The sequence below is a fragment of the Sphingobacterium sp. xlx-130 genome (assembly GCF_011007405.1).
GTDB classification, from domain to species: domain Bacteria; phylum Bacteroidota; class Bacteroidia; order Sphingobacteriales; family Sphingobacteriaceae; genus Sphingobacterium; species Sphingobacterium luzhongxinii.
This window is the reverse complement of record NZ_WFKN01000006.1, coordinates 300,731-322,940: the sequence shown is the minus strand read 5'-3', so window position 1 is coordinate 322,940 and position 22,210 is coordinate 300,731. Positions and strand designations below refer to the sequence as shown.

Below are 22,210 nucleotides of genomic sequence, written 5' to 3'. Positions count from 1 at the left end.
AGGTCGGGGAATGACTTATCAAAAAGACAGATTTCATTGGTTTCTTTTGGCAGAGATTTTGTACTATTAACAAGAAATTATTGACTTAAATTAATAAAGCTATGAAATGGCAAGGCGGTAAACAAAGTGACAATTTTGAGGATAGAAGAGGTATGTCCTCAAGAGGTAAAGTGGCAATAGGTGGCATAGGAGGCGTTATCATTCTGTTAATCGGACTTTTTATGGGAGGTGATCCAGGCCAGCTATTGCAACAGATAGCGACGCAACAGGAGACCACAAGTGGTGAACCTCGAGAACTGAGTGTTGAAGAGCAAGAATTGACGGAATTTTCGAGGATAGTGCTGCAAAGTACGGAAGACGTTTGGGGGAAACTATTTAGAGAGCAAGCGAATAGTGAATACCTTCCAACCACTTTGAGGGTGTATGATAAAACGACAGATACTGACGGTTGTGGTGTGGGGCAGTCTGCTTACGGACCATTTTATTGTCCCACAGATCAGAGTATCTATATCGACCTGACATTTAATGACGAACTTCGAGAACGATTTGGTGCTAAAGGAGAATTTGCACTGGCTTACGTGATTGCACATGAAGTCGGGCACCATATACAGAATATTCTAGGTGTACTGCAAAAGACAAATGCCTTGCGCGCGAAGATAAGTGAGCAGGAGTACAATAAGATTTCTGTAATGACAGAACTACAAGCTGATTTTTATGCTGGTGTATGGGCGCACTATGTCAATGAAAACTCAGATGTTAAATTGACCTACGAAGATATTGTCGATGGAATGCGTGCAGCAGCAGCAGTAGGAGATGACCACATACAAAAACAAGCCCAAGGACATGCTAATCCAGAGTCGTTTACACACGGTACCTCTGAACAAAGAGCCTATTGGTTTAAGAAAGGTTATGACACCGGAGACCTAAAAGCCGGAGACACGTTTAATGCCCCTAGTTTGAAGTAGTTTATTGTACTAAAAGATTACAGCCGCGGATATCAGAATTGTCAAAACGACCTAAGATTTCAAAAGATTGATCGACGTGGATCTTTCCAAGATCTTGGGTAGCAACAAAAGAACAGGAGTAATAATTTGCCAGATCAATGACATTTATTGCGCCGGTTTTTTTGTTTTCCAAGAGACTTAAGGGGTCGTTGGTATCCCGGATTAGGATCTTCATCCAAGGGGGAGTATAAAATAAACCATCTCCATAAGAATAGCCTTGGGACAACAACTCGGTCATCCCATACTCTGAGTGTATAGCCTGAACACCAAATCCTTTTTTTAACAATTGATGCAATTCTTCCCGTACCATCTCTTTGCGCTTGCCTTTCATCCCGCCGGTCTCCATGACAATCAGTTCAGGAAAATTGATGCTGTAGTTATCTATAAAGTCGAGTAGGGCATAAGTCACACCTATAAGTATCGTTTTTTTGCCTTTATGCTGTAGATTTTCTAACGTATAGTACAGTTCTTGATGATTGTATAGAAAATAGCCGCTTTCCGGTTTTTCGGAGGACTGGATAAGGTCATCTACCATGTAGATTAACGAAGACCCGTCACGCTCTAAATAGGAGGGTAGTAGGGCCAGAATAGTCATATTTTGTATGTCACCATAGAAAAGTTTAAAGGTATTTCTGTAACTTTCAACGTACCATTTTAAGTCGGGTACATGGTGCTTACTGCTGGTCATCCCTGTAGTACCGGAGCTGATGAATGTTAGCTCTGGAGATAGGCCGTCTGCCAATACCGATTGTGTTTTGAAAAATTGTATTGGTAAGAAAGGGATCTGCCTGTATTCAGTTATACTGTGTGTATCAATTCTTAGTGCTTTTAGGTAGTCCCGGTAAACAGGTGTATGCTGTGCCTGATAACGAAAGATTTCTAAAGCGGCTCTGTTGAACTCTAACGCTGTCTGTATATTGAAAACCTGATCCCTATTTATCATAGGTACAAACTTAAAGCAAAAAAATGAAGTTTTTAAGAGTTTTCCTTGGTTCTAATCAAGGAAAACTCTTAAAAATAGCTATAACATACCACCATCTACAGGTAATACCTGTCCTGTGACATAAGACGATAAGTCGGATGCCAGAAAAAGACAAGCATTAGCAACATCTTCAGGTTCGCCCCCACGTTTTAATGGAATACCAGCTTCCCAACCCGCAACCACTTTTGGGTCTAAGATCTCTGTCATCTCTGTACGGATAAATCCCGGCGCTATTACATTTGCGCGGATGTTTCTAGAGCCAAGTTCTTTAGCAACAGACTTTGTAAATCCAATAATACCAGCTTTTGAAGCCGCATAATTTGCTTGTCCGGCATTACCCTGTACGCCAACTACCGAAGACATATTAATAAACGACCCTTTTCTATTCTTCATCATTACTTTAGAGGCCGCCTTCGTGATATTAAAGATAGACTTAAGGTTGATGTTTATAACATCGTCCCAGCTTTCTTCGGTCATACGCATTAACAAACCGTCTTTGGTAATCCCTGCGTTATTAACCACGATGTCCAACGTCCCAAATTCGCTCACGATATCATTGATCAGGTTTTCCGCCTCATCAAATTTAGAAGCGTCCGACCGGTACCCTTTTACTTTTGCTCCGAATGCCTGTAATTCATTTTCTAGTGCTAGACCCTTTTCTACAGAAGATAGGTAGGTAAATGCGACATTTGCGCCATGCTGTGCAAAAACTTCAGCAATCTTACGTCCTATTCCTTTTGATGCCCCTGTGACTAAAGCTACTTTTCCTTCAAGTAATTTCATATGTATATAATTATTTCATGAGCTTGGAAGCTCGGTTTATTTTTTCTGTCAAAAGGAATATCCGCAAATTATGATTATTCGAGATGCGTAACCAAATATTACACCGATATTTCATATACAAACTTTTCGTTTTTTACTGTTGAGGCACAAAAATAAGTAAATTTTAAGATAGTACTAAGTTTATTAAATGTTGACGATAATTTTTAATTTTTGAAACTATTCAATTTTGATTTGATAAAAGGTAATGGAAATGAGAGAATTTTGACAAATTCATTCGTGATAAACGAATACGAATGTTAATTTTGCAACAATTTAAACAAGTCATGGGCAAGAAAAAACAAAATACTGAAGTTGACGTCGTTCTGATCGGTGGTGGTATCATGAGTGCTACTCTTGGAACATTAATCAATGAGTTAAATCCAGATATCGATATTGAAATCATCGAGCGTTTGGATATTGTTGCAGCAGAGAGTTCGGATGCATGGAATAATGCTGGTACTGGTCACTCTGCCTTGTGTGAGTTGAATTATACGCCCGAGCAAGCAGATGGATCTGTAAAAGTAGACAAAGCAATAAAGATAGCAGAGCAGTTTGAGGTGTCCAAGCAGTTCTGGGCATATTTGGTAGAGAAAGGAATCGTTAAAAATCCGAGCCACTTTATCCGTAAAGTGCCTCATATGAGTGCTGTGTTTGGAGAGAACGATGTTCGTTTTTTAAAGACTCGATTTGAGACTATGGAAAAAGAAACGCTCTTTAAAGGCATGGAGTACACCGAAGACAAATCTGTGCTTAAAGAATGGATTCCATTGATGATGGAGGGACGTGCTGCCAATGAACCTATGGCTGCCACTAAGATGGATATCGGAACAGATGTAAACTTTGGTGCGCTAACTCGGGATTTGATTGCTTACTTGGATAAAAAGGAAAACATTAGGCTTGCTTTGCAGCAAGAGGTTAAAGACATTGAACGGGAAGATGATGGTCGTTGGGAGATTGAAGTTAAAGATCTCAAAACAGGTGAGAAGCGGGAGATCAAAGCTAAATTTGTATTTATTGGCGCCGGAGGACATTCCTTGTTGCTTTTAGAAAAATCTGGAATTCCAGAAGCAAAAGGATACGGCGGTTTTCCTGTCGGAGGACAATGGCTGCGTTGCAAAAACGAAGAGATAATAAAACAGCATCATGCTAAAGTATATGGTAAAGCGTCTGTAGGGGCTCCTCCAATGTCAGTACCGCATTTGGATACGCGTTATATTGATGGTAAACAGGCATTACTTTTTGGTCCTTATGCTGGATTTTCAACAAAGTTCCTAAAACAGGGCTCGTATTTTGATTTGCCGGCTTCTATAAAACTATCTAATATTAAGCCAATGTTGTCGGCTGGATTAGACAATCTTCCATTGACAAAATATCTGATTACGGAGGTCATGAAAAAGCCAAAGGATAAATTGGATGCTTTGAAACAATTTATGCCTACAGCCCGTATGGAAGACTGGGGGATAGAGAAGGCTGGACAACGTGTACAGGTGATTAAGAAAGACCCGAAACACGGTGGTATATTGGAATTCGGAACTGAAGTAGTCTCTAGTGCAGATGGTTCTATTGCAGCCTTGCTTGGTGCTTCGCCGGGTGCTTCTACTTCCGTAGAAATCATGATTCAACTATTAAAACGTTGCTTTCCGGAACGTGCAAAATCTGATGAATACAGAAAGAAGCTTCGAGAGATGATACCTTCTTGGGGACAGTCTCTTAACAACAATGCCGAATTGTGTGCAGAAATGCGTAAGCACACACATCGTGTATTGAAATTGGATTAGATAATAAAATAATTATGGGGTGCAGGTTCCGTATTCATGCGGAACCGAGCTGAGATTATACCCAATCCTGCGTTCAGTAGGAGGAACCTGATCCAGATAATGCTGGCGTAGGGATTAATTTTGCTCTTCTATCAAAGCATACCCATAAATAGTGTTCTTGATTACATTGTTTAATGGAAAATATTATCGAAAATATTAGTAGTGCATTTCAGCAAACTTCTTGGTTAGAACGATTCTCGGTACTTTGTGGTGTCGCGCAGGTATTGCTTTCTAAAAATAATAAAGTGTCTAATTATTTCTTCGGAATCATGGGCATTATATCGGGTATGTATGTACTGTTTGGAGTTAAATTGTATGCTGAGATTGCCTTAAATATGTATTACCTAGTTATGAGCATCTATGGATGGTGGTATTGGTCTAATAATAAGGATGCGCGAGAACAACCTATCACTAATTGCACAAAGAGAGATTGGAGTATTGTCGCGATAATTAGCGTGCTTGGATTTATTTTATTGTTTTTAGTGCTTGAGCATATTACAGACTCCGATGTTCCCGCTTGGGACGCCTGGGTATCTGCCACTGCTTGGGCCGGGATGTGGCTTTTGGCCAAACGAAAGGTAGAAAATTGGCTGCTACTTAACGTTAGTAACCTGTTTGCGATACCGTTGTTAATACATAAAGAGCTCTATCTTTTTGCAGCCCTTACTACTTTTTTATTTATTGTCGCTATCTTCGGCTATTTTAATTGGCGAAAGCTCATGAAGTTTTCGTAAACGAAGGGCTACTCGTAAGTGTAATAGAATCTGCTACGAATTTAATATTTAAAAAAATGATGATCTGTGAAAATGCTATACAGGTGATAAGAGATAATCAGTTGGCATCTATAGAAGCGAAGACTTTGGTAGACGGTCAACTCGGCTTGATCTACGAAAATAACTGGTTTAATATATGGGTGCCTACTTCCCTGGGTGGATTGGAACTGAATTTACAAGATGGTTTGACATTATTGGAAGAACTAGCTTATTGGGATGGTGGTATGGCTTGGACGGTGACGCTATGTGCTGGAGCAAATATGTTTGCGGGGTACTTGAACAAAGGACTGACCACAAAAATATTTGCAGATCCAAAGGTTTGTTTTGGTGGTTCGGGACGTGCTTCGGGAAGAGCTGTGTGGGACGGCGAGTACTTTACACTTACTGGGTTTTGGCGCTTTGCAACTGGTGCGCCTCATTTAAGCCATTTTACATTAAATAGCTTTGTTTTTGATGGTGAAGAGCCAAGACTGGATGATTTGGGAGAACAGGTTGTATTTTCATTCCTAGTACCGCGGGACAAAGTACTTGTACATTATGATTGGGATTCGTTCGGTTTGGCTTGCACCGCAAGCCATAGCTTCTCGTTGGACCATGTTGCTATAGAGCCGAATTATGCATTTCAGATCAAACCTGAGCATCGTACAGTAGATACAGCATTGTATCGGATTCCTTTTATGCCTTTTGCAGAGTTGACACTTCTTGTCAACTACTTAGGAATGTATAGAAGGTATCTGGATTTGGTCGAAAAGTACTTTTTCGAAAAATCTAAAGTAGAGAGTTGGCTATCAAAACATGGAAAAGAGTATTTTAGAAACATAGACACCCTTAGGCTTCAGCTTGAATCAGATAGAAATAAAATAAGTCTACTCGCTGATCTATTATGGCGCGGATCTAAGCAATCAACGATAACAACAACACTTTTAGAGGATATAGCTTGTTCATCTAGACAGATGGTAAAAGACATTCGGGAAGAAACGACACGTTTGTTCCCATTGTTGGGCATTAGTGCGGCACAAAACGGCACAGAGCTAAATACGATTTTTAGAAATATATTTACAGCGACACAGCATAGCCTTTTGAACATTTAACCGTCACTAGCAGTCAAACTGCATAATGCCTTCATAGGCTTGTGGACTACCAGATAATATGATGAGTAGACGCATCTCTTCATAATCCCTCGGGCTGGAAAAGATAAAGTCTAATTGTTTATCCCTGTCCAGGTCTCCAATAAATTTTAATTCGGTGGCCGTATCGTTATAAGATGTTTGGTTGATTAACGTACGAATGAGTTTGCCCTCGCGATACAATTTTAGGGTATAGTTGGTATTTGGGTTATTCCGTTCTTCATCTTTATAGAATCGGATACCTGAAGCCTGTAGCTGATACTTTTGATCTTGATACGTAAATTGGAATGGCTCTCCTGGTTCAATGATCGACTTTGTAAAAGCGATACTGTCTACAGTACCTTTTTGTATGGTAGGTATATTGAAGAATACTAAAACATCTTCTTTGGGTACAATCGTCTCCGTCGGAAGGCCTGAACAGGGTTCCTCATCTTCATTTTCGATGTGGTAAAGCGCAGAAGTTACTGCATAAGAACCGTCTTTTAAGTGTAATTCAAGCCAGTTCTTGTTGATAATCTTTGATACGGGATCTCCCCATACACGATAACGAACAGGCATTAATACATGCCCTTCGATAATCGAGTCTGAGGAGATCGGAATCTTGTGGGGCACTATAGATGTTGCAATACTATCACTTTGGACGATTATACCGACGCCAACCGAATCGTTTGTCCTCGTTTTTTGGGTCTCGCTCGCCTTTTGTTGACAGGCGGAAATAAGAACCATGAACAGAAAGCAATAGCCGTATTTTATCATATACCTATATCTAATGTAATGCGCTGGCGATAATGTCAAAAGCTTCCAAACGCTTTGCATCGTCAAAGATATAATTTGTTGTCATTATTTCATGGGCTTTGTGTTGATTTGCAAAATCAAGCACCTCCTTTTTGATGATCGATTCTGTACCGATAAAAGTGCAGCTAACCATGCGGTTTACAGCTTCTTCTATTTCAGGTATTCCATGATAAATGGGTTTGTCAGTAGGAGGAGATAGAGGTTTTCTTAAATTGGTCAATATCCCTGCGAACATATTGAACAAGCTAGTTGACAAGACATGCGCCTCAGTCTCCGTCGATGCAGCCACAATGTTGACACAAATAATAAAATAGGGTTCTTTTAGGGTCGGCGAAGGCTTGAAGTTGCTGTAGTATATTGCAGAAGCCTGCTCTAACATTGCTGGAGCAAAATGGGCTGCAAATGCGTAGGGGAGTCCAAGTTCAGCTGCTAAGTAAGCACTATCTGTGCTAGAACCGAGGATATAAATTGGCACATCGAGACCTTCGCCTGGAAATGCCCGGACTTTTGCATCAACATTGTTTTCATCCAGATAACGTTGAAGTTCTAAGATATCGTCTTTAAAGTAGAACGAAGTATTAAGGTTGTTTCGACGTAACGCCATTGCGGTGAGTTGATCGGTGCCTGGTGCTCTCCCCAGACCTAAATCTATTCTACCGGGATAGATACTTTCCAATGTGCCAAACTGTTCGGCCACCACCAAAGGGGTATGATTAGGCAACATGATACCTCCCGACCCAACCCGTATTCGTGATGTTTTGCCCGCGATATGACCAACAAGTACTGCGGTGGCCGAACTGGCAATATGCTGCATGTTGTGGTGTTCGGCCAGCCATATGCGATGATAACCTAAACGTTCTATATGTTGGGCACCGATGACGGCTCTCTTGATAGCTTCCGATGCATTGCTGTTTTTACAGATGGTTGCTAACTCTAGCACAGAAATTTTTAGTTTTTCCATAACTTAAAGATACAAGGAATGAAAAAAGGATCTGTAATGCTTTTGTCTTTTATTAAACCTTATGTCCATGTATGACAATCGGATTACCTAAATAGTCCGTGGTAAAGAAAAGATACTCGATACCACCATCTTTGATTTTAAACTTTTTCTTAATTTCTTCAACCTTCATCGGGAAGTTTTTTGAAGCCACATTCGCCTTGTCAATGGACTGTCTTTTCTTAAAAGCGGATAGGGTAAATACTGATTTTATAAGAAATGTCCTTCCCGTAAAATCTTCCTGGAAATCGGAAGAAGTGTACAGATGGGAGTGTGTATGTATTTTGAAAAGGTTGAATCGCTTGGCTACGGTTTTGAAAGCGCCGGCCTTCGTAACGCAAACATCAGGATCATATAGATAAGTTAGCGGCTGTGAAGTCCGTATTAAAGTCTGTCTCTCTTCCTCTAAAGTGAAATTAAGCGTCTGGATTTGATCTAGAAATAATCTTATCGCTGCAAGTCTAGGCTCGCCCGTATAATTAGCATCTTGAATAAATAATAACTCTTTACACTCTCCATCTACACTTATAATATAGATGAGCTTGACATGCTTTAATTTTTGTAATGCAGTGCTGATATCCAGTAACGGAGATACCTTACAGATGATGAACCTTGACTTCTCAAAGAACATATCTTGGGTGGCGATGATGTTAGGCTCGCAATCTTCCAGTAGAAAAACTTTAGAATTATTGATCCTTCTTGAGGGATCGATCATGATATAATCTAATGAATTATTATCCTGATTTCTGACGAATTCTACGCCGTCGGTTGCGATACAGACCAAATTGGGAACTCCTAGTACAGCGGCGTTATGCTTGACGATCTGTGATAATCTCTCATTAAGTTCGCAATGCACGACGATTTCCGCCTCCTGTGCCATATAGCAGCTGTCGACACCGAAACCGCCAGTAACATCCACAACTTTGCTTCCCTTCTTGATGAGCGTCTGTTTGATCAATGCGGTGTGTTCAGAAGAGCATTGTTCGATGTTTATCTTGTGCGGATAATATATATTAGAAGAGAAAGCCCAGGTCGGAAGTTTCCGTACTGCACGCTGCCAGCCATCGATCTGAGCAGCAATTTCCGAAGAACTTACTGCATTAAACGGACTTTTCTTTAAAGCCATGCTACTCGGTGATTGCTCCCGGTTAGCTTTAATAAAGGCCTGTACTTCTTTATCCAGTATATGGTTATTCATCAATATTTTTCACTAACATCTGACAAGTATAACTGTCCTTAAGTTCGCGAATTATTTCCTTATTTACTAGTACGCGGTCGATTGTCTGTTGATTATAATAACGAATGGTGATCAATTCAAGACCCCGTTCTACAGAGACTTTGTATCTTTTTTCTAACTCCGCCAGCAAAGTTTCGATGTTCTGACCAGTACTGTCTATAGCAACCGAAAAGCTGATCGCACTGTTGTGCATCATGTTAACCTTAATACGATATTGGTGAAAAAGATTAAAGATATGACTCAGGTTATCTTCCACAATAAAGGAGAAGTCACGCGGTTGTATACTGATGAAGGTCTGATTTACCTTAAATATAAACGAAGGAACAGGAAGTGTCTGATTTGTTGTTCTGATCTTCGTCCCCGGGCTTTCCGGATCTAAGAACGATCTTACATTAAGTGTGATCTTCTTGTTTTGTAATGGCTTGATAGTCTTGGGATGTATTACCGTGGCTCCGTAATAGGTTAACTCAATTGCGTCAGTATAAGACAATTCCGGAATCAGTTCAGTTTTTTCAAACCATTTTGGGTCGGCATTTAAAACTCCAGGTACATCTTTCCATATGGTAATATCTTCCGCATTAAGGCAAGAGGCAAAAATTGCAGCTGAATAATCGGATCCTTCTCTTCCTAACGTTGTTGTAAAGTTTTCAGAAGTAGACCCGATGAAACCTTGAGTCACAATCAAATTATTGTCCAGGATTTCAGGTAGATCCCTTCTTATTTTGTCTTCCGTTAAATCCCAGTTAACTTGAGCTTCGCGATAGGTGTTGTCGGTTTGGATATAATTTCGTGCATCAATCCATTTTGTAGGGATACCGATATGCAAGCAGTACGCTGCAAGTATTTTAGAAGATACCAATTCTCCGACAGATACTATCTGGTCAAAAAGATAATCATAGGTATCCTGAGGCTCTTCTTCTAAAATCCATTCAATCTCCACAAAACAATTATTAATTTCATCAAATGCCGGATGATTTGCATCCTCAAACAAGTCCTTAAGAATATTAAAATGATCTTTTTTTATTTCCGCTAATAATGCAAATGTATCCTTTTCCTGATAGTAGTAGGCCTGTGTAAGTTCTTCCAGTTTGTTTGTCGTTTTGTTAATAGCGGAGACTACGACAAGTAATTCAGAAGACTTGTATCTCGACAATATGGAAGTTACATTTTTTATGTTATCGGCACTTTTTACAGATGCGCCACCAAATTTAAAAACCTGCATTAATGTATTATATATATTAATAGTGACGGTTGATTGAAGCTATTTATTGTTGAATATTATCTATATACCTTTTGCCCCGTTCATTTAAAATATCCGAAATATCATCATAAGGCAACTCAATGACAGTAATACCTTCTGAGTAGGGTTTGATCTCATATTCATTATAGTAGATAATCAACCTATCTTTTGTGAGCCCAAAGTTATCATTTAATGCGAATATTCCATCTTCAAAGAAAAAATCTTTAATCAGCGAGCTGGTATCAGAAAGGCTTTCCTGTTTACGGAATTTAGCCTCGGCTTTCTTGGTCAGCACTTTCAAACCGCCCGTTACAATTATTTCCCCCAGGCTCAATTTTTTGAGACGATCGGTATCAAAAACAGTGAAAATAGTTACATGATTACCATGGGCTCCTCCCGTATATTCTTGAATAGATGTTTGTAATGTCAGGAAAAGCGGTGTATTAAGAATGATCTGACTCTGTAACTTTTTATACCATGCTGAATGTATAGCCGTAGTGCTGCTCTCTTCAACAAATTCGTTGTATCCATTTAAGAATGAAATAGCAGCATCATCCGCGTTATTCTCCCTGTCTATAAAGATAGCTTCTTGTAGCGCTTTGTCGATTTCCTTATCTGCAAAAATAGGGTAGGTGATCTGATAATATGCCGTGTCAATATGTGTTGAATCCCCAACGAAATAGGAACTTATTTCCCGTTTGGTTTGGTACGAATAATTGACAGTATCTGTTGTCGCTAGTTCAGGCAAATTGACTGACGATTTACTTTTCGTTCGTTCGTTGGCACAGGAGAGTGCGACAAAAATAAATATAAACAGTATCCCGCTGCGCATTATTCTCTAAAGCTTAAACTTACATTGATCCATTCTCCATCTAATGAAGCATTGTACGACTCGTAGAATTTTATAGCTGGAGTATTCCAATCTAAAACTTGCCACATCATTCCCGAAAAGTCATTTGTCTTGGCATACTCGATAGTTCGGTCCAAAAGCTGTTTTCCTATTCCTTGACCTCGGTACGGCTGGTGAACAATAAGATCTTCCAAGTAAAGTCTTCTTCCTTTCCAAGTAGAGTAGCGAATATAATACAAAGATAATCCGACAATCTTATCTTGATCTGTGGCGACAAATGCCCCCCATACCGGATTTGCTCCAAATCCCGCATCTTCAAATTCCTCCATACTGACGGTAACAGCATCGGGCTCCTTTTCAAATATAGCTAGCTCCTTGATCAGTTCCATCATAGCAGAACAATCATCTCTGTGCGCTACACGTACAACAATTCCCATTTACTTTGCCTTAAAGTGTTTGATTACCCGCTTTCCAAAAAGACTACTGCCCAGTCTAACCATATTACTACCTTGCTCTATCGCGAGTTTATAGTCCGAAGACATTCCCATAGATAACGTGTCAAAGTTATCATCCTTACGGTAGTAGCTCACTTTGATACCATCGAAGAGCATTTTAAGTTCGTAAAACTCTTCCTTAATCTCTTTCTCTTTGTCGGTATTGGTTGCTATACCCATTAAGCCGCGTATACGAACATTTTTCATAGCCTTAAAATCACTGCTTTCGAGAAGTTCAATCACCTCAGGGTGATCCAGACCGAACTTGGTATCCTCCTGGGCGATATCTACCTGAAGCAGGCAGTCTATAATACGAGCATGCTTGGCAGCATGCTTATTGATTTCAGCGAGTAGTTTTAATGAATCTACGGCTTGGATCATATCAATAAATGGAGCGATATATTTCACTTTATTTGTCTGTAGATGTCCTACCAGGTGCCATTGTATGTCCTTGGGTAGTTTTTCTTGCTTCTCAACAAGCTCTTGAACCATATTTTCACCAAATATCCGCTGGCCGGCATTGTATGCTTCTTGTATATCTTCTATAGACTTGGTCTTAGAAATCGCTACCAATGTCACACCTATCGGATTTAATTCATGTTGTGCTTCCTGAATATTTGCAGTTATGTCCATTATTCGAAAATTATTTTTGGAGATATGATTTACAAAGGTACCTATTACAAAGGCATTTTGTAAATTTGTACAAATTTAAACAATGCAGCGCGTAAATTTCATCATTATTCTATTGTTTTTTTTGCTTGCCAGCTGTGGTAAGCAGAAGCCAAAGGGAGTCTTATCCGAAAAGGATATGACAGAGCTGATGGCAGAAGTGTCGTTGATAGATGCTTACTTGAATACATTACCTATAGATAGCGGCCGCAAGGTAATGCCGGTATTTTATGAGAATGCATTTAAGAAATTCAAGTTAGATTCTGCGGGGTTCATAAAAAATTTAGATTACTATTTGGGTAGTCCGGTTTTAACGGAGAAGATATATACCAGTATCGGCAAGACGCTTACGGCAAAGGATATGGAATATCATCGTATAGATTCTGTACAGAATGCCGTTGTTCAAGATAGCATTCGTAATGCCATGCGCCTCCAGCGACATACAGAAATGATGAAAAATATGATTCTTAATGTACATAGGGACAGTACAGCGTATACCTATTCACAGTACGGTACAGATTTTCTCTCTAAGGCGGAACTCAACCTCAATGCTTACGGCATTCAAGTGCCTGCTATAGCTCCGACAGTGCCTACTACGCCACAGCGTTTAGATAGTCCGCAGGAACAGATTCCGGTCGAAGAAAGACTGGAAACGGTGACTCCTGCAGCTATGTCCGATACATCGAATGTAAAGAAAGTGCTGCGAAAATCTACTAATTAATGATTTACCCTGAGAATGCGATAGAAAAACTAGGCTTTACGGAAATTCGTAACCTGGTAAAAGAAAAATGCCTGAGTGAAGCTGGGCGACTGATGGTTGACAAAATACAACCACAAGTGAAGATGGATCAGATTGATCGCTTTTTGAAGCAAACCAATGAGTTCAAAAATTTATTGCTGCATGACGCACCTTTGCCGGTGGATCATATCTATGCGATTAAACCATTAGCTGAAAAGGCTAAGTTGGAAGGTGCCTTTTTAAGCGAAGAAGAGTTTTACCGTATTCTACTGTCTCTACGGACGGTGTATGCGATCATAAAATATTTTAATGATAGAGCTGGACAGTATGCGCACCTTGAATTGCTATTTGAACATCTTCCAATAGAAAAATCTATTGTCCGATCGATAGAGCAGGTACTGGATGATCGGGGTAAACTGAAAGACAACGCCTCTAGATTGCTATTGGATCTGACACAACAGATTGCAAAAAGCGAACAAGAAGCTCGCAAACGATTGGAGAGCGTCTTCAAACAAGCGCAGGCTCAAGGATGGACGGCAGACGGTAACCTGACCATTCGGGACGGTCGAATGTGTATCCCTATTCTTGCGGAGAATAAAAGAAAAGTTAAAGGATTAATTCACGACGAATCAGCTACTGGACAAACTGCTTATATTGAACCAGAAGAGGTGTTTCACCTTAATAATAAAGTAAGAGATCTGGAATTTGAACGTAGGAGAGAGGTAATTCGTATTTTGACAGATCTGACAACCGAACTCCGGCCTCATGTACCGTTGTTATTAGCATACCATGGGTTATTAACCAAACTGGATTTTGTTCGCGCAAAGGCACTATTTGCTCTCGATATACAGGCTAATATGCCTATACTATCCAAAGAAGCGGGGATCAACTTAGTACAGGCAAAGCATCCTCTGTTATTCTTGAATTCGCTTAAGGATAGTAGCCATTCGGTGGTACCCTTAAACATTAAGATCGACGATACCGATCGGATTATCTTAGTGTCAGGTCCCAATGCAGGAGGCAAATCGGTCTGTATGAAGACTGTAGGTCTATTGCAGCTGATGCTCCAATCCGGCCTTCTTATTCCAGCCGATGAAACTTCATCTTTAGGCGTATTTAAGCAGATTTTTGCAGATATCGGAGACGATCAGTCTATAGAGAGTGATCTAAGTACTTATAGTGCACATCTTTCGAAGATGAAACACTTTTCTACCTTCGCTAACGCGCGTACTTTAATTTTGATTGACGAATTTGGTACAGGAACTGACCCCCAATTTGGTGGTCCTATTGCAGAGGCCGTATTGGAGCAATTGAATAAAAAGCAGGTAAGAGGAGTTGTTACGACACACTATTCGAACTTAAAGCTTTTTGCAAGCCATACGGCAGGACTGGAAAACGCATCCATGTTATTCGATAATCAGCAGATGAAACCGCTATACATACTGCAGGTGGGCAAACCAGGTAGTTCTTATGCTTTCGAGATTGCAGAAAAAATCGGACTTTCGAAAGAGATTTTAGAGTCGGCAAAGCAGAAAATTGGTGTACAACAGAAGAAAGTAGACACACTGTTGGTTGATCTCGAGCGGGATAAAAAGGAGGTGTTCGATACGAAAGTTGCCGTAAATAAACGAGAGAAGGAACTGATCGAACTAAAAGAGAAGTATTTGAGCCTCCAAGAACATATCGACGAGAATAAGAAAGAGATACTTCGTAAAGCCAAAGAAGAAGCTAAAGTGATTCTTAAGGATGCGAATCGTTTGGTTGAAAATACCATTTCTGAGATTCGTTCTGTTAAGGCCGACAAGGAGAAAACAAAGGAAATTCGTTCTAAGCTCAATGCGTCTTTAGATAAGCATAGTGTTCCTTTAGAAAAGAAACCTACAACAAGCAAAGTAGACAAAAAAGAGGCTGATATTTTTACTGTCGGGGACTGGATACGTATTGATGACTCCGGTTCTGAGGGAGAAATTATAGAGATCACGAAAAACAATAGTTTAATTGTCGCTTTAGGAGAGCTTCGTACTGTGGTTAAAATGAACAGAGTAAGTAAGCTAAGAAGTAAGGAAAAGTCTAAGGCCATAAAGAGAAGCTCTGGAGTTTCTACAGGATCTGCTGCAGACTTTCACCCAGAGGTTGATGTCAGAGGCATGCGTACCGAAGATGCGCTTCATAAAATCGAACTTGTTCTGGATCGGGCAGTGATGATCGGCTACCCATCGTTGAAGATTGTACACGGAAAGGGAGATGGCATCTTACGAAAGTTTATTAGGGACTACCTTAGAAAATATAATCATGTGAGCCGATTTGAGGATGAGCATGCGGATCGGGGAGGTGATGGCATAACATATGCTTATATTGGATAGACATGAGGTCCTTGTTTTGAATAGTGAAAATTGTTGGACAAGTGACACAATTATATTGTATATAAAATGCAATTTATCTAAGTTTGGATATAATAAGTAATTAGAACGTCTATGTGGTGTTTTTTTAAATGTTTTTCATTTATTACAGGGATGACACTATGTTTTCTCGTAGCGTGTAACTCTTCCAATACGGCGACAGATGTGAGTACTGTAGCTGGTGATTATTTGTTTCAGTCGGAAAAGGATACCATCTCATTATCATTGAAGCAGGAGAAAGATTCTGTATATGGCGATTTAAAATACGCTTTTTCAGGTAAGGATAAAAATATCGGTAAGATTAGTGGCTCTTTGAAAGATAGTGTAATTATTGCAGAATACGATTTCATCTCTGAAGGAGTTCCTTCTGTGCGCCAGATAGTATTCAAGCTTACCGATGAAGGTCTGATCGAGGGATACGGCGCGATAGAGGAAAGCGAAGGAAAAATGATCTTCAGTGATAAAAGCAACCTGAGTTTCGATCACGGCATGGTATTGAAGAAACAATAAATCTACTTATCCTACTTCTTTAAACTGTGACGGGGTCATTCCGGTTTTCTTTTTAAAAAATTTGGAAAAATCAGCGTGATCGTAAAATCCCAGTCGGTATACGATATCCTTCATAGGAAGATCGGAGACCTTTAGCAACCTTTTCGATTCCAGAATTAACCTTTCCTTTATCAAAGAAGATGCCGGACTGTTTAGTGTCTTTTTACAGATAATGTTTAGGTAGTTGGGTGTAATGTTAAGTTTTTCAGCATAAAATGACACCAATCGTTCCGCCGCAAAATGTTGATTAATTAAAGTTAAGAATCTAGAAAGTATGGGTGTTGCATTGTATTTTTCAAAATCTTTAAACTCTTTCTCGACAGACTTACTCAATAGTAAAGAAATGAGTTTAATCCGGGTCTGTACGATATCCCAGGATATCTCTTTTTCGACGATCTCTTGTTGTATTGCCTTAAATTCGTAAAGCATGGATTGGTAGGCAGACTGTGAGATCTCAAACACCGGGCGTGTCTGGTAGTAATACGATGTCGCAAACTGTAGGGATGGCATAAAGTTTTCAAACCATTGACGACTTATCATCAACTGGTATCCCATGCTTTTTTCTTGGATTTGCCATGCGTGAACCTGTCCTGGAAATAGTAGATGTACTTGCCTGTTTCCGATAGCATATTCTTTAAAATCAATAATATGTTTCCCTTCACCTTTTTCAAACAGCATAATGATAAAAAAATCATGCTTGTGTGGAGATTCGATCAGACGTTCGCCATGCAACTCATGGTACAATAGGTGATCACCGGTGTAGACAGTCTTACTAAATTCCTGAAGGCCCAACACCGGAAAGAAATCTGAGGCTTGACGCATGTTTCAAAGTTTTTATAAAAATATAAAACTTAGCGGCCTTTTTGCTGCCCGAGGAAAGAAATATTTCTCTCGGTAGCAAAAGACGCTAGATAGTGTGTAATAAATGTCTTATTTTCAGGCTAATGTTTTAATTACCTTAATAGATTGACTATATAATGAAAGCCTCGCGCTTCAGCGTGCTGCAAAGGCGTACGCCCCTCTTTATCGGGAATATTTAGTTTTGATCCAGCTTCTTTCAAAATACGGACTATTTGTTGGTATTTCTCGCTGCCATCACCGAGAATGACAGCTTCCATCAATGCCGTCCAGCCTAGACGATTGACATGGTCTATAGGGAAGTTTTTAGTATTCGCCAGTACACGGACTGTCTCGACATGGCCTCTTTCGCAGGCAGGGATCAGGGCCGTTCCGTTGTATCTATTGAAAACATCAAACTTAGCTCCGTTTGCTAGGAATAATTGCACAAGTTCAGTTTGTCCTGTAGCGCCTGCATAAAGAAAAGGACTATCGAGGTTCGAAGCTTGCAGGTTGACATCGGCGCCATACTTTAGCAGTAGCTCTGCTAGAGGCCGTTGTTTATTGTTAGTTGCGATTAATAGTAGCGATCGTCCACTTTCATCTTTGGAATTTGCATCGGCACCTTTGGTTAAAGCAGCTTGTACAGCGGGTAGATCTGCATTATTTACAGCTGTAAGAATATCAGATTGTTGCATTTTATTATCATTTAATGGATGCTCGGGTTGTTTGGACTGGCAAGAAGCTGTCGATATAACAAATGCGAGTAAGAGAATTACTGTTTTCATATTGTTTCCTGTTTAGTAAACAATATGACCATTATACACGAGCGATTTAACCTCCGAGATCCGGGATACGGCTTCCGCAGAGCAACTGGCGTCGATCAGGACGAAATTGGCTTTATCACCAACATTTGGCCATCGTTGCTGACCTTTATCATCTAACGGGACGATACCTACAGTAGCGAGCTTTAATGCTCGGGATAATGCATATTCAGACGAATAACCATACAACTGCGCGGCTAGATTTGCCTTTTGCAAGACACTTCCACTTCCAAAGGTATTCCAGTGGTCTACAATACTGTCATTGCCTAACATGACTTCAACACCATATTTTAGTAGGGTAGGGATAGGCATTACCAGTCCACCGAAGGGGACTGTTGTCACAATTCCAATTTTTGACTCAGCTAGTTTTTCAGCCATTTCCTCTTGTTTTGTTTTGTCGATACGCCCTAAAATGAAGGTATGACTTAAATAAGTTTTACCTTTCAATGCCGGGTTTTCATTGACTTTATCGATAAGGTATTCGACCGTTTTCAATCCAGACTCACCAGATTCATGCAAGTGTATATCGATACCCTTTGCGTGGTCCAGCGCCAATTGTACTGTAAAATCGATTGTTCTTTCTATCGCTCCGTCAATGCTGTATGGATCCACACCTCCGATAAAGTCGATATCCATTTTAGCCGCTTCTTTTAGGTACGGAACAGAATCTGTATAAAATACGCCATGTTGAGGAAAAGCGACAAGCTGGGCTCCGAAGCCCATTTTTTTATTTTCTAATGCCTTTTGAAGGTTTGTTAGCGACTCTAGTTTCGAGGTAGGCTCTATATTGACATGACTTCGTGCGAAGGAGGTACCTTTTGATTGAAGTAGTTCAATTAACTTTTCTGCTTTAAAAGTTGAATTCTTCAATAGCTCAGGAAGCATCTGTTGTTCCATAGTAATCATGCCTTTAACACCACCACTGCCCCGTCTTACCGCTTGCCAGCGCTCACCGTAATACGTTTTGTCCAGATGAATGTGCATATCCTTGAATGAAGGAAGCATAAGAAGACCTTTGGCGTCGATGGCAGCAGAGTCTATGTGGTTCGGACCTATCTTCGTGATTTGACCGTTTTCTATTTCGACGGAGAAAAGAGCTGTTTTTGTCGCTATTACATCGTTACCGTCGTATTCGAAGCCAGTTTCCAGTCTGACGTTTTTTAAGCTTAACTTGTTTTTCATGGTCTGAAATTCTTTTTTTTGAAAACCTGCCGCCGTCAAGCCGTTAGATCCTAGCGACATAGCTGCTACTGCTAGAGCGGAGTTTCGGATAAAATTTTTACGTGATATATGGTCCATATGCTTTGTTCTTTTTTCTGAAAGTGTCAGCCTTAAAATACATTAAGATCTTTCGCAGAATTTTTATGATACTTTTGAAATTCAAGCACTCCTCCGATAAAATGCGGGGTTGGCTCATGCTTGTTGGTGACCTCAACGAATCATGCAAGTTATAGTCAAAGTTACGATAAAGACTCCATTCAGTTACAGGGAGTTTTATAACAACATCTGTATGATTTATTTATTCTAGAGGTAGATAGTGTAGTTGTAGGGTCAAAAAAAAGGTACAGCGATGTTGAAAACTAGACTTTTTATTTTAAGTGTTTTTTTAATTTTCTTTCTATTTTGCAGCCATACGAAAACCGAGCTTGTGGCCTCCCATCACGAGACAGGGAATGTCTCTAAACAAGAAGATGAGGTACAACAATATTTAGAAGATGACATTTGAAGATTTACAACAGTTATTTTATCAGGGAGAACTCGATTTATTAATAGAACAGGGCGAGGCGCATATCGAAGCGAATCCTTCCGATCTAGAGAGTATTATACTACTCGCTGTCGCCTATCATGATCGGGTTTATGAAAAGGGGCATGAAGCTGTTTACGACGCAATACAAGAGCGCTTAATACCCTATTTTCGAAAGGTATTACAAGTACATCCGGACCATCAAATAGCGCTTTACAACATTCTTGATTATCCCTTAGGAAATCAGTTCAATTTGTTACAAGTGGGCCGTATCAAACAGCACATCACATCGGATAATAAAACAGAGTTTCTGGGCTATGCTGACCGATTGATTGCTGATGCATCAAATGCGGTGTACGGCTATGACAGTAAGGTTAAGATCTACGAGTCATTAGAGGATTATACATCTTTAATCGAGACTATAGATCTCGCTATTACCTATTGTCAGGAGGCATTTGCTTTTAATCGAGAGCTGAGGGATAGAAATACTTCTATTTTCTGGATGAAGAAAGTGTACGTATTGGATCATACCAAAATGATTTCACAACAGGAACTAATTTCCATTATAAAAGAGGGGATAGATCGATTTGTGAGTAGAACAGAATATAACTATACCGATTTGGCTGAGATGGCATTTGAAGCCGAAGCAATTGATCTTGGGTTAACGATCCTGTTGAAGTTAATCAAAGGGGACAACACCAGTTCAGCAACTCAGGAGAAGCTTGTATTGTGGCATCAAAGGTTCGATGTTTTAATCAAAAATGGATATAATAATCCCAGAGTCTTTTACTACCAGCTTATTATAGAACGGAGTTATCCCGATAGGGTTGGAGTTGCTGCTGATTTTTACTACAACCACGCATTGTCTCTCATCGGGTTGTTTCCGGAGAACTTCGCTGGATATCATTTTGCGGGCACCTATCTTTTTGAACAGGGTCGACACGAAGAAGCACTTCCGTTATTGGAACAAGCTGTGTATCTAGGCGCTAGTGCTACTGCATGGCGCAGAAAAGTGATAGCTGCCTACTTAACGGATGGTCAAACACGAAGCGATATACCAGAATTTAGGGATCTGCCACGCGAGTTATATAACGATGCGATAGAATTGGATGATTTCATCATGGAAGTTGAATTAGAGCCTGATCGGACAGCATTACGCAGGTTGAGCTTAGCACTCTATGAACAAGCACATGAAGCCTTTCGTCGTTATTTTGAAGATAACAAATATAAAAGCGATTATTTCGGTGGCATTCACAATAGGGCAATGAATTGTAATAACCTAGCGATTGTCCAAGCTTACTTCGAAGATTATGGGGCAGCAGCTCTCACAGCAGCCGAAGGCTTAGTATATTCAGAGTTTGAAGAACTTCACCATACCCTGATTGACGCTTTGCGTAGGGGGCAGGATTTTGTAGGATTACAGCAAGCATTGCGCATCTATTTTGCGAATTATAATGCCGAAGAGGTTTCTTTTTACAAGCACGTACAGCATCTAGCCAGTCAGATAGAAGCCGATTACGAATTAGGAACTTCCGAGGATATACAATCCGAGGCTGAGCAGACGTTATATATGATTTATGATCACCATCTACAAAGCCCTGTAATCAGCGATTATGACTTTCGGGATTTCGAAGCAGCAAAGAATATTATTGAAGGAATAATCTATAGATTAATGGAAGATGAACCTATAGAGGATCGCATACGTTATTACGAGAATACGGCAGAACGTTATCCAGATGAAGCACATGCCTATTATGTGCTGATGCAATACTATAATGTAATTGAAGATTATGCTCGTATTAATCAAGCTGCAAAGTCTTACTTAGAGAAAAAGCGAGATTTTCTGTTGAACGACTTTGACCGTGCAAAAACTATATATATGATAGTCAAAACGGATTATTTCACAGAGCGGTTCATCGAAGCAAGAAGACTATTTGCTCAAGAAGATGCCAACCTGCAAGGTATTATGGAACCAGAAGACTATATCCTTTGGCTTGGGTACGGAATAAAAATAAGTGGAAAGTTGAAAGATAAAGATCAAGTTATGCTATTATGTAACCGTTTAGACACGATTTATACAGAACAGGGATGGTCTTACGACCAAGAACTAGAGGATGCCTATCTTGTCAAAGCGCTAAGCTCCTATGAGGCAGGAGCTATCAAAGAAGCGCATGCTATATTGGATTATATCTGTTCATTCGACGATCATTCAGAATTAGCTCAAACCTATAAAAGGACTTGGCGAAAACCAGGATTCTTTGCTAAACTTGGGTTTTAATCGCTTAATTTTTATACTCCTGTATACTACTAT

General features: G+C 39.9%; 20 protein-coding genes and 1 riboswitch. Of the genes, 8 read left to right on the top strand and 12 right to left on the bottom strand.

Going from position 1 to position 22,210, the window contains the following annotated elements; translation table 11 throughout:
* The first annotated feature begins 101 nt into the window (after positions 1-101).
* Positions 102-965, top strand: coding sequence for a neutral zinc metallopeptidase (locus G7B18_RS12815; protein ID WP_164112123.1), 864 nt, complete (start codon positions 102-104; stop codon positions 963-965).
* Between the two features lies 1 nt (position 966).
* On the opposite strand, the gene G7B18_RS12810 is transcribed toward G7B18_RS12815, so the two are convergent.
* Positions 967-1,947 (bottom strand): acyl transferase, encoded by a 981-nt coding sequence (locus G7B18_RS12810; RefSeq protein ID WP_164112124.1) that lies wholly within the window; start codon positions 1,945-1,947, stop codon positions 967-969.
* Positions 1,948-2,025: 78 nt separating this feature from the next.
* Positions 2,026-2,769, bottom strand: coding sequence for a 3-oxoacyl-[acyl-carrier-protein] reductase (gene fabG, locus G7B18_RS12805; RefSeq protein WP_164112125.1), 744 nt, complete (start codon positions 2,767-2,769; stop codon positions 2,026-2,028).
* A 293-nt stretch (positions 2,770-3,062) separates the two neighbouring features.
* Between fabG and G7B18_RS12800 the strand changes: the two genes are divergently transcribed.
* The 3 genes from G7B18_RS12800 to G7B18_RS12790 all read left to right on the top strand — a co-directional run bounded on the left by G7B18_RS12800 (position 3,063) and on the right by G7B18_RS12790 (position 6,489).
* A complete protein-coding gene (locus G7B18_RS12800; protein WP_164112126.1) occupies positions 3,063-4,586 on the top strand; it encodes a malate:quinone oxidoreductase in 1,524 nt (507 codons plus the stop codon).
* Between the two features lie 5 nt (positions 4,587-4,591).
* Positions 4,592-4,718, top strand: a riboswitch (TPP riboswitch).
* A gap of 41 nt (positions 4,719-4,759) precedes the next feature.
* Positions 4,760-5,359, top strand: coding sequence for a nicotinamide riboside transporter PnuC (gene pnuC / locus G7B18_RS12795; RefSeq protein ID WP_164122876.1), 600 nt, complete (start codon positions 4,760-4,762; stop codon positions 5,357-5,359).
* 56 nt (positions 5,360-5,415) lie between these two features.
* Positions 5,416-6,489, top strand: a complete 1,074-nt coding sequence (locus tag G7B18_RS12790) for an acyl-CoA dehydrogenase (RefSeq protein WP_164122874.1) — start codon at positions 5,416-5,418, stop codon at positions 6,487-6,489.
* A 6-nt stretch (positions 6,490-6,495) separates the two neighbouring features.
* On the opposite strand, the gene G7B18_RS12785 is transcribed toward G7B18_RS12790, so the two are convergent.
* Genes G7B18_RS12785 through G7B18_RS12755 form a run of 7 tightly spaced genes read right to left on the bottom strand, consistent with a single transcriptional unit; the run spans position 6,496 to position 12,771 of the window.
* Positions 6,496-7,281 (bottom strand): hypothetical protein, encoded by a 786-nt coding sequence (locus G7B18_RS12785; protein ID WP_164112129.1) that lies wholly within the window; start codon positions 7,279-7,281, stop codon positions 6,496-6,498.
* A 10-nt stretch (positions 7,282-7,291) separates the two neighbouring features.
* Positions 7,292-8,281, bottom strand: a complete 990-nt coding sequence (locus G7B18_RS12780) for an LLM class flavin-dependent oxidoreductase (protein ID WP_164112130.1) — start codon at positions 8,279-8,281, stop codon at positions 7,292-7,294.
* 52 nt (positions 8,282-8,333) lie between these two features.
* On the bottom strand, positions 8,334-9,515 hold the full coding sequence (locus tag G7B18_RS12775) for a THUMP-like domain-containing protein (protein ID WP_164112131.1): 1,182 nt from the start codon (positions 9,513-9,515) through the stop codon (positions 8,334-8,336).
* Positions 9,508-10,776 (bottom strand): aspartate kinase, encoded by a 1,269-nt coding sequence (locus tag G7B18_RS12770; RefSeq protein WP_164112132.1) that lies wholly within the window; start codon positions 10,774-10,776, stop codon positions 9,508-9,510. Before G7B18_RS12770 ends, G7B18_RS12775 begins: the two co-directional genes overlap by 8 nt.
* 43 nt (positions 10,777-10,819) lie before the next feature.
* On the bottom strand, positions 10,820-11,626 hold the full coding sequence (locus G7B18_RS12765) for a DUF3298 and DUF4163 domain-containing protein (RefSeq protein WP_164122872.1): 807 nt from the start codon (positions 11,624-11,626) through the stop codon (positions 10,820-10,822).
* Positions 11,626-12,081 carry a GNAT family N-acetyltransferase gene (locus tag G7B18_RS12760; RefSeq protein WP_164112134.1) on the bottom strand — a complete coding sequence of 152 codons (456 nt, stop codon included), beginning with the start codon at positions 12,079-12,081 and terminating at the stop codon, positions 11,626-11,628. The genes G7B18_RS12765 and G7B18_RS12760 overlap by 1 nt, the downstream gene beginning before the upstream one ends.
* Complete coding sequence (locus G7B18_RS12755; RefSeq protein WP_164112135.1) at positions 12,082-12,771, bottom strand: YggS family pyridoxal phosphate-dependent enzyme; 690 nt, start codon at positions 12,769-12,771, stop codon at positions 12,082-12,084.
* Between the two features lie 82 nt (positions 12,772-12,853).
* Between G7B18_RS12755 and G7B18_RS12750 the strand changes: the two genes are divergently transcribed.
* From G7B18_RS12750 to G7B18_RS12740, 3 genes are all read left to right on the top strand, one after another.
* Positions 12,854-13,528, top strand: a complete 675-nt coding sequence (locus tag G7B18_RS12750; RefSeq protein WP_164122870.1) for a DUF4296 domain-containing protein — start codon at positions 12,854-12,856, stop codon at positions 13,526-13,528.
* Positions 13,528-15,909, top strand: a complete 2,382-nt coding sequence (locus G7B18_RS12745) for an endonuclease MutS2 (RefSeq protein WP_164122868.1) — start codon at positions 13,528-13,530, stop codon at positions 15,907-15,909. Before G7B18_RS12750 ends, G7B18_RS12745 begins: the two co-directional genes overlap by 1 nt.
* A 150-nt stretch (positions 15,910-16,059) precedes the next feature.
* Positions 16,060-16,455, top strand: coding sequence for a hypothetical protein (locus G7B18_RS12740; RefSeq protein ID WP_164112138.1), 396 nt, complete (start codon positions 16,060-16,062; stop codon positions 16,453-16,455).
* 6 nt (positions 16,456-16,461) lie between these two features.
* Here G7B18_RS12740 and G7B18_RS12735 read toward each other — a convergent pair whose 3' ends face one another.
* The 3 genes from G7B18_RS12735 to G7B18_RS12725 form a co-directional block, all read right to left on the bottom strand.
* Positions 16,462-17,316, bottom strand: coding sequence for a helix-turn-helix domain-containing protein (locus tag G7B18_RS12735; protein ID WP_164112139.1), 855 nt, complete (start codon positions 17,314-17,316; stop codon positions 16,462-16,464).
* A 131-nt stretch (positions 17,317-17,447) separates the two neighbouring features.
* Positions 17,448-18,119, bottom strand: coding sequence for an ankyrin repeat domain-containing protein (locus G7B18_RS12730; protein ID WP_164112140.1), 672 nt, complete (start codon positions 18,117-18,119; stop codon positions 17,448-17,450).
* 12 nt (positions 18,120-18,131) lie between these two features.
* On the bottom strand, positions 18,132-19,454 hold the full coding sequence (locus tag G7B18_RS12725) for an amidohydrolase (protein WP_164122866.1): 1,323 nt from the start codon (positions 19,452-19,454) through the stop codon (positions 18,132-18,134).
* 416 nt (positions 19,455-19,870) lie between these two features.
* On the opposite strand from G7B18_RS12725, the gene G7B18_RS12720 reads away from it, so the two are divergent.
* Positions 19,871-22,177, top strand: coding sequence for a hypothetical protein (locus G7B18_RS12720; RefSeq protein WP_164122864.1), 2,307 nt, complete (start codon positions 19,871-19,873; stop codon positions 22,175-22,177).
* The last annotated feature ends 33 nt before the right edge of the window (positions 22,178-22,210 follow it).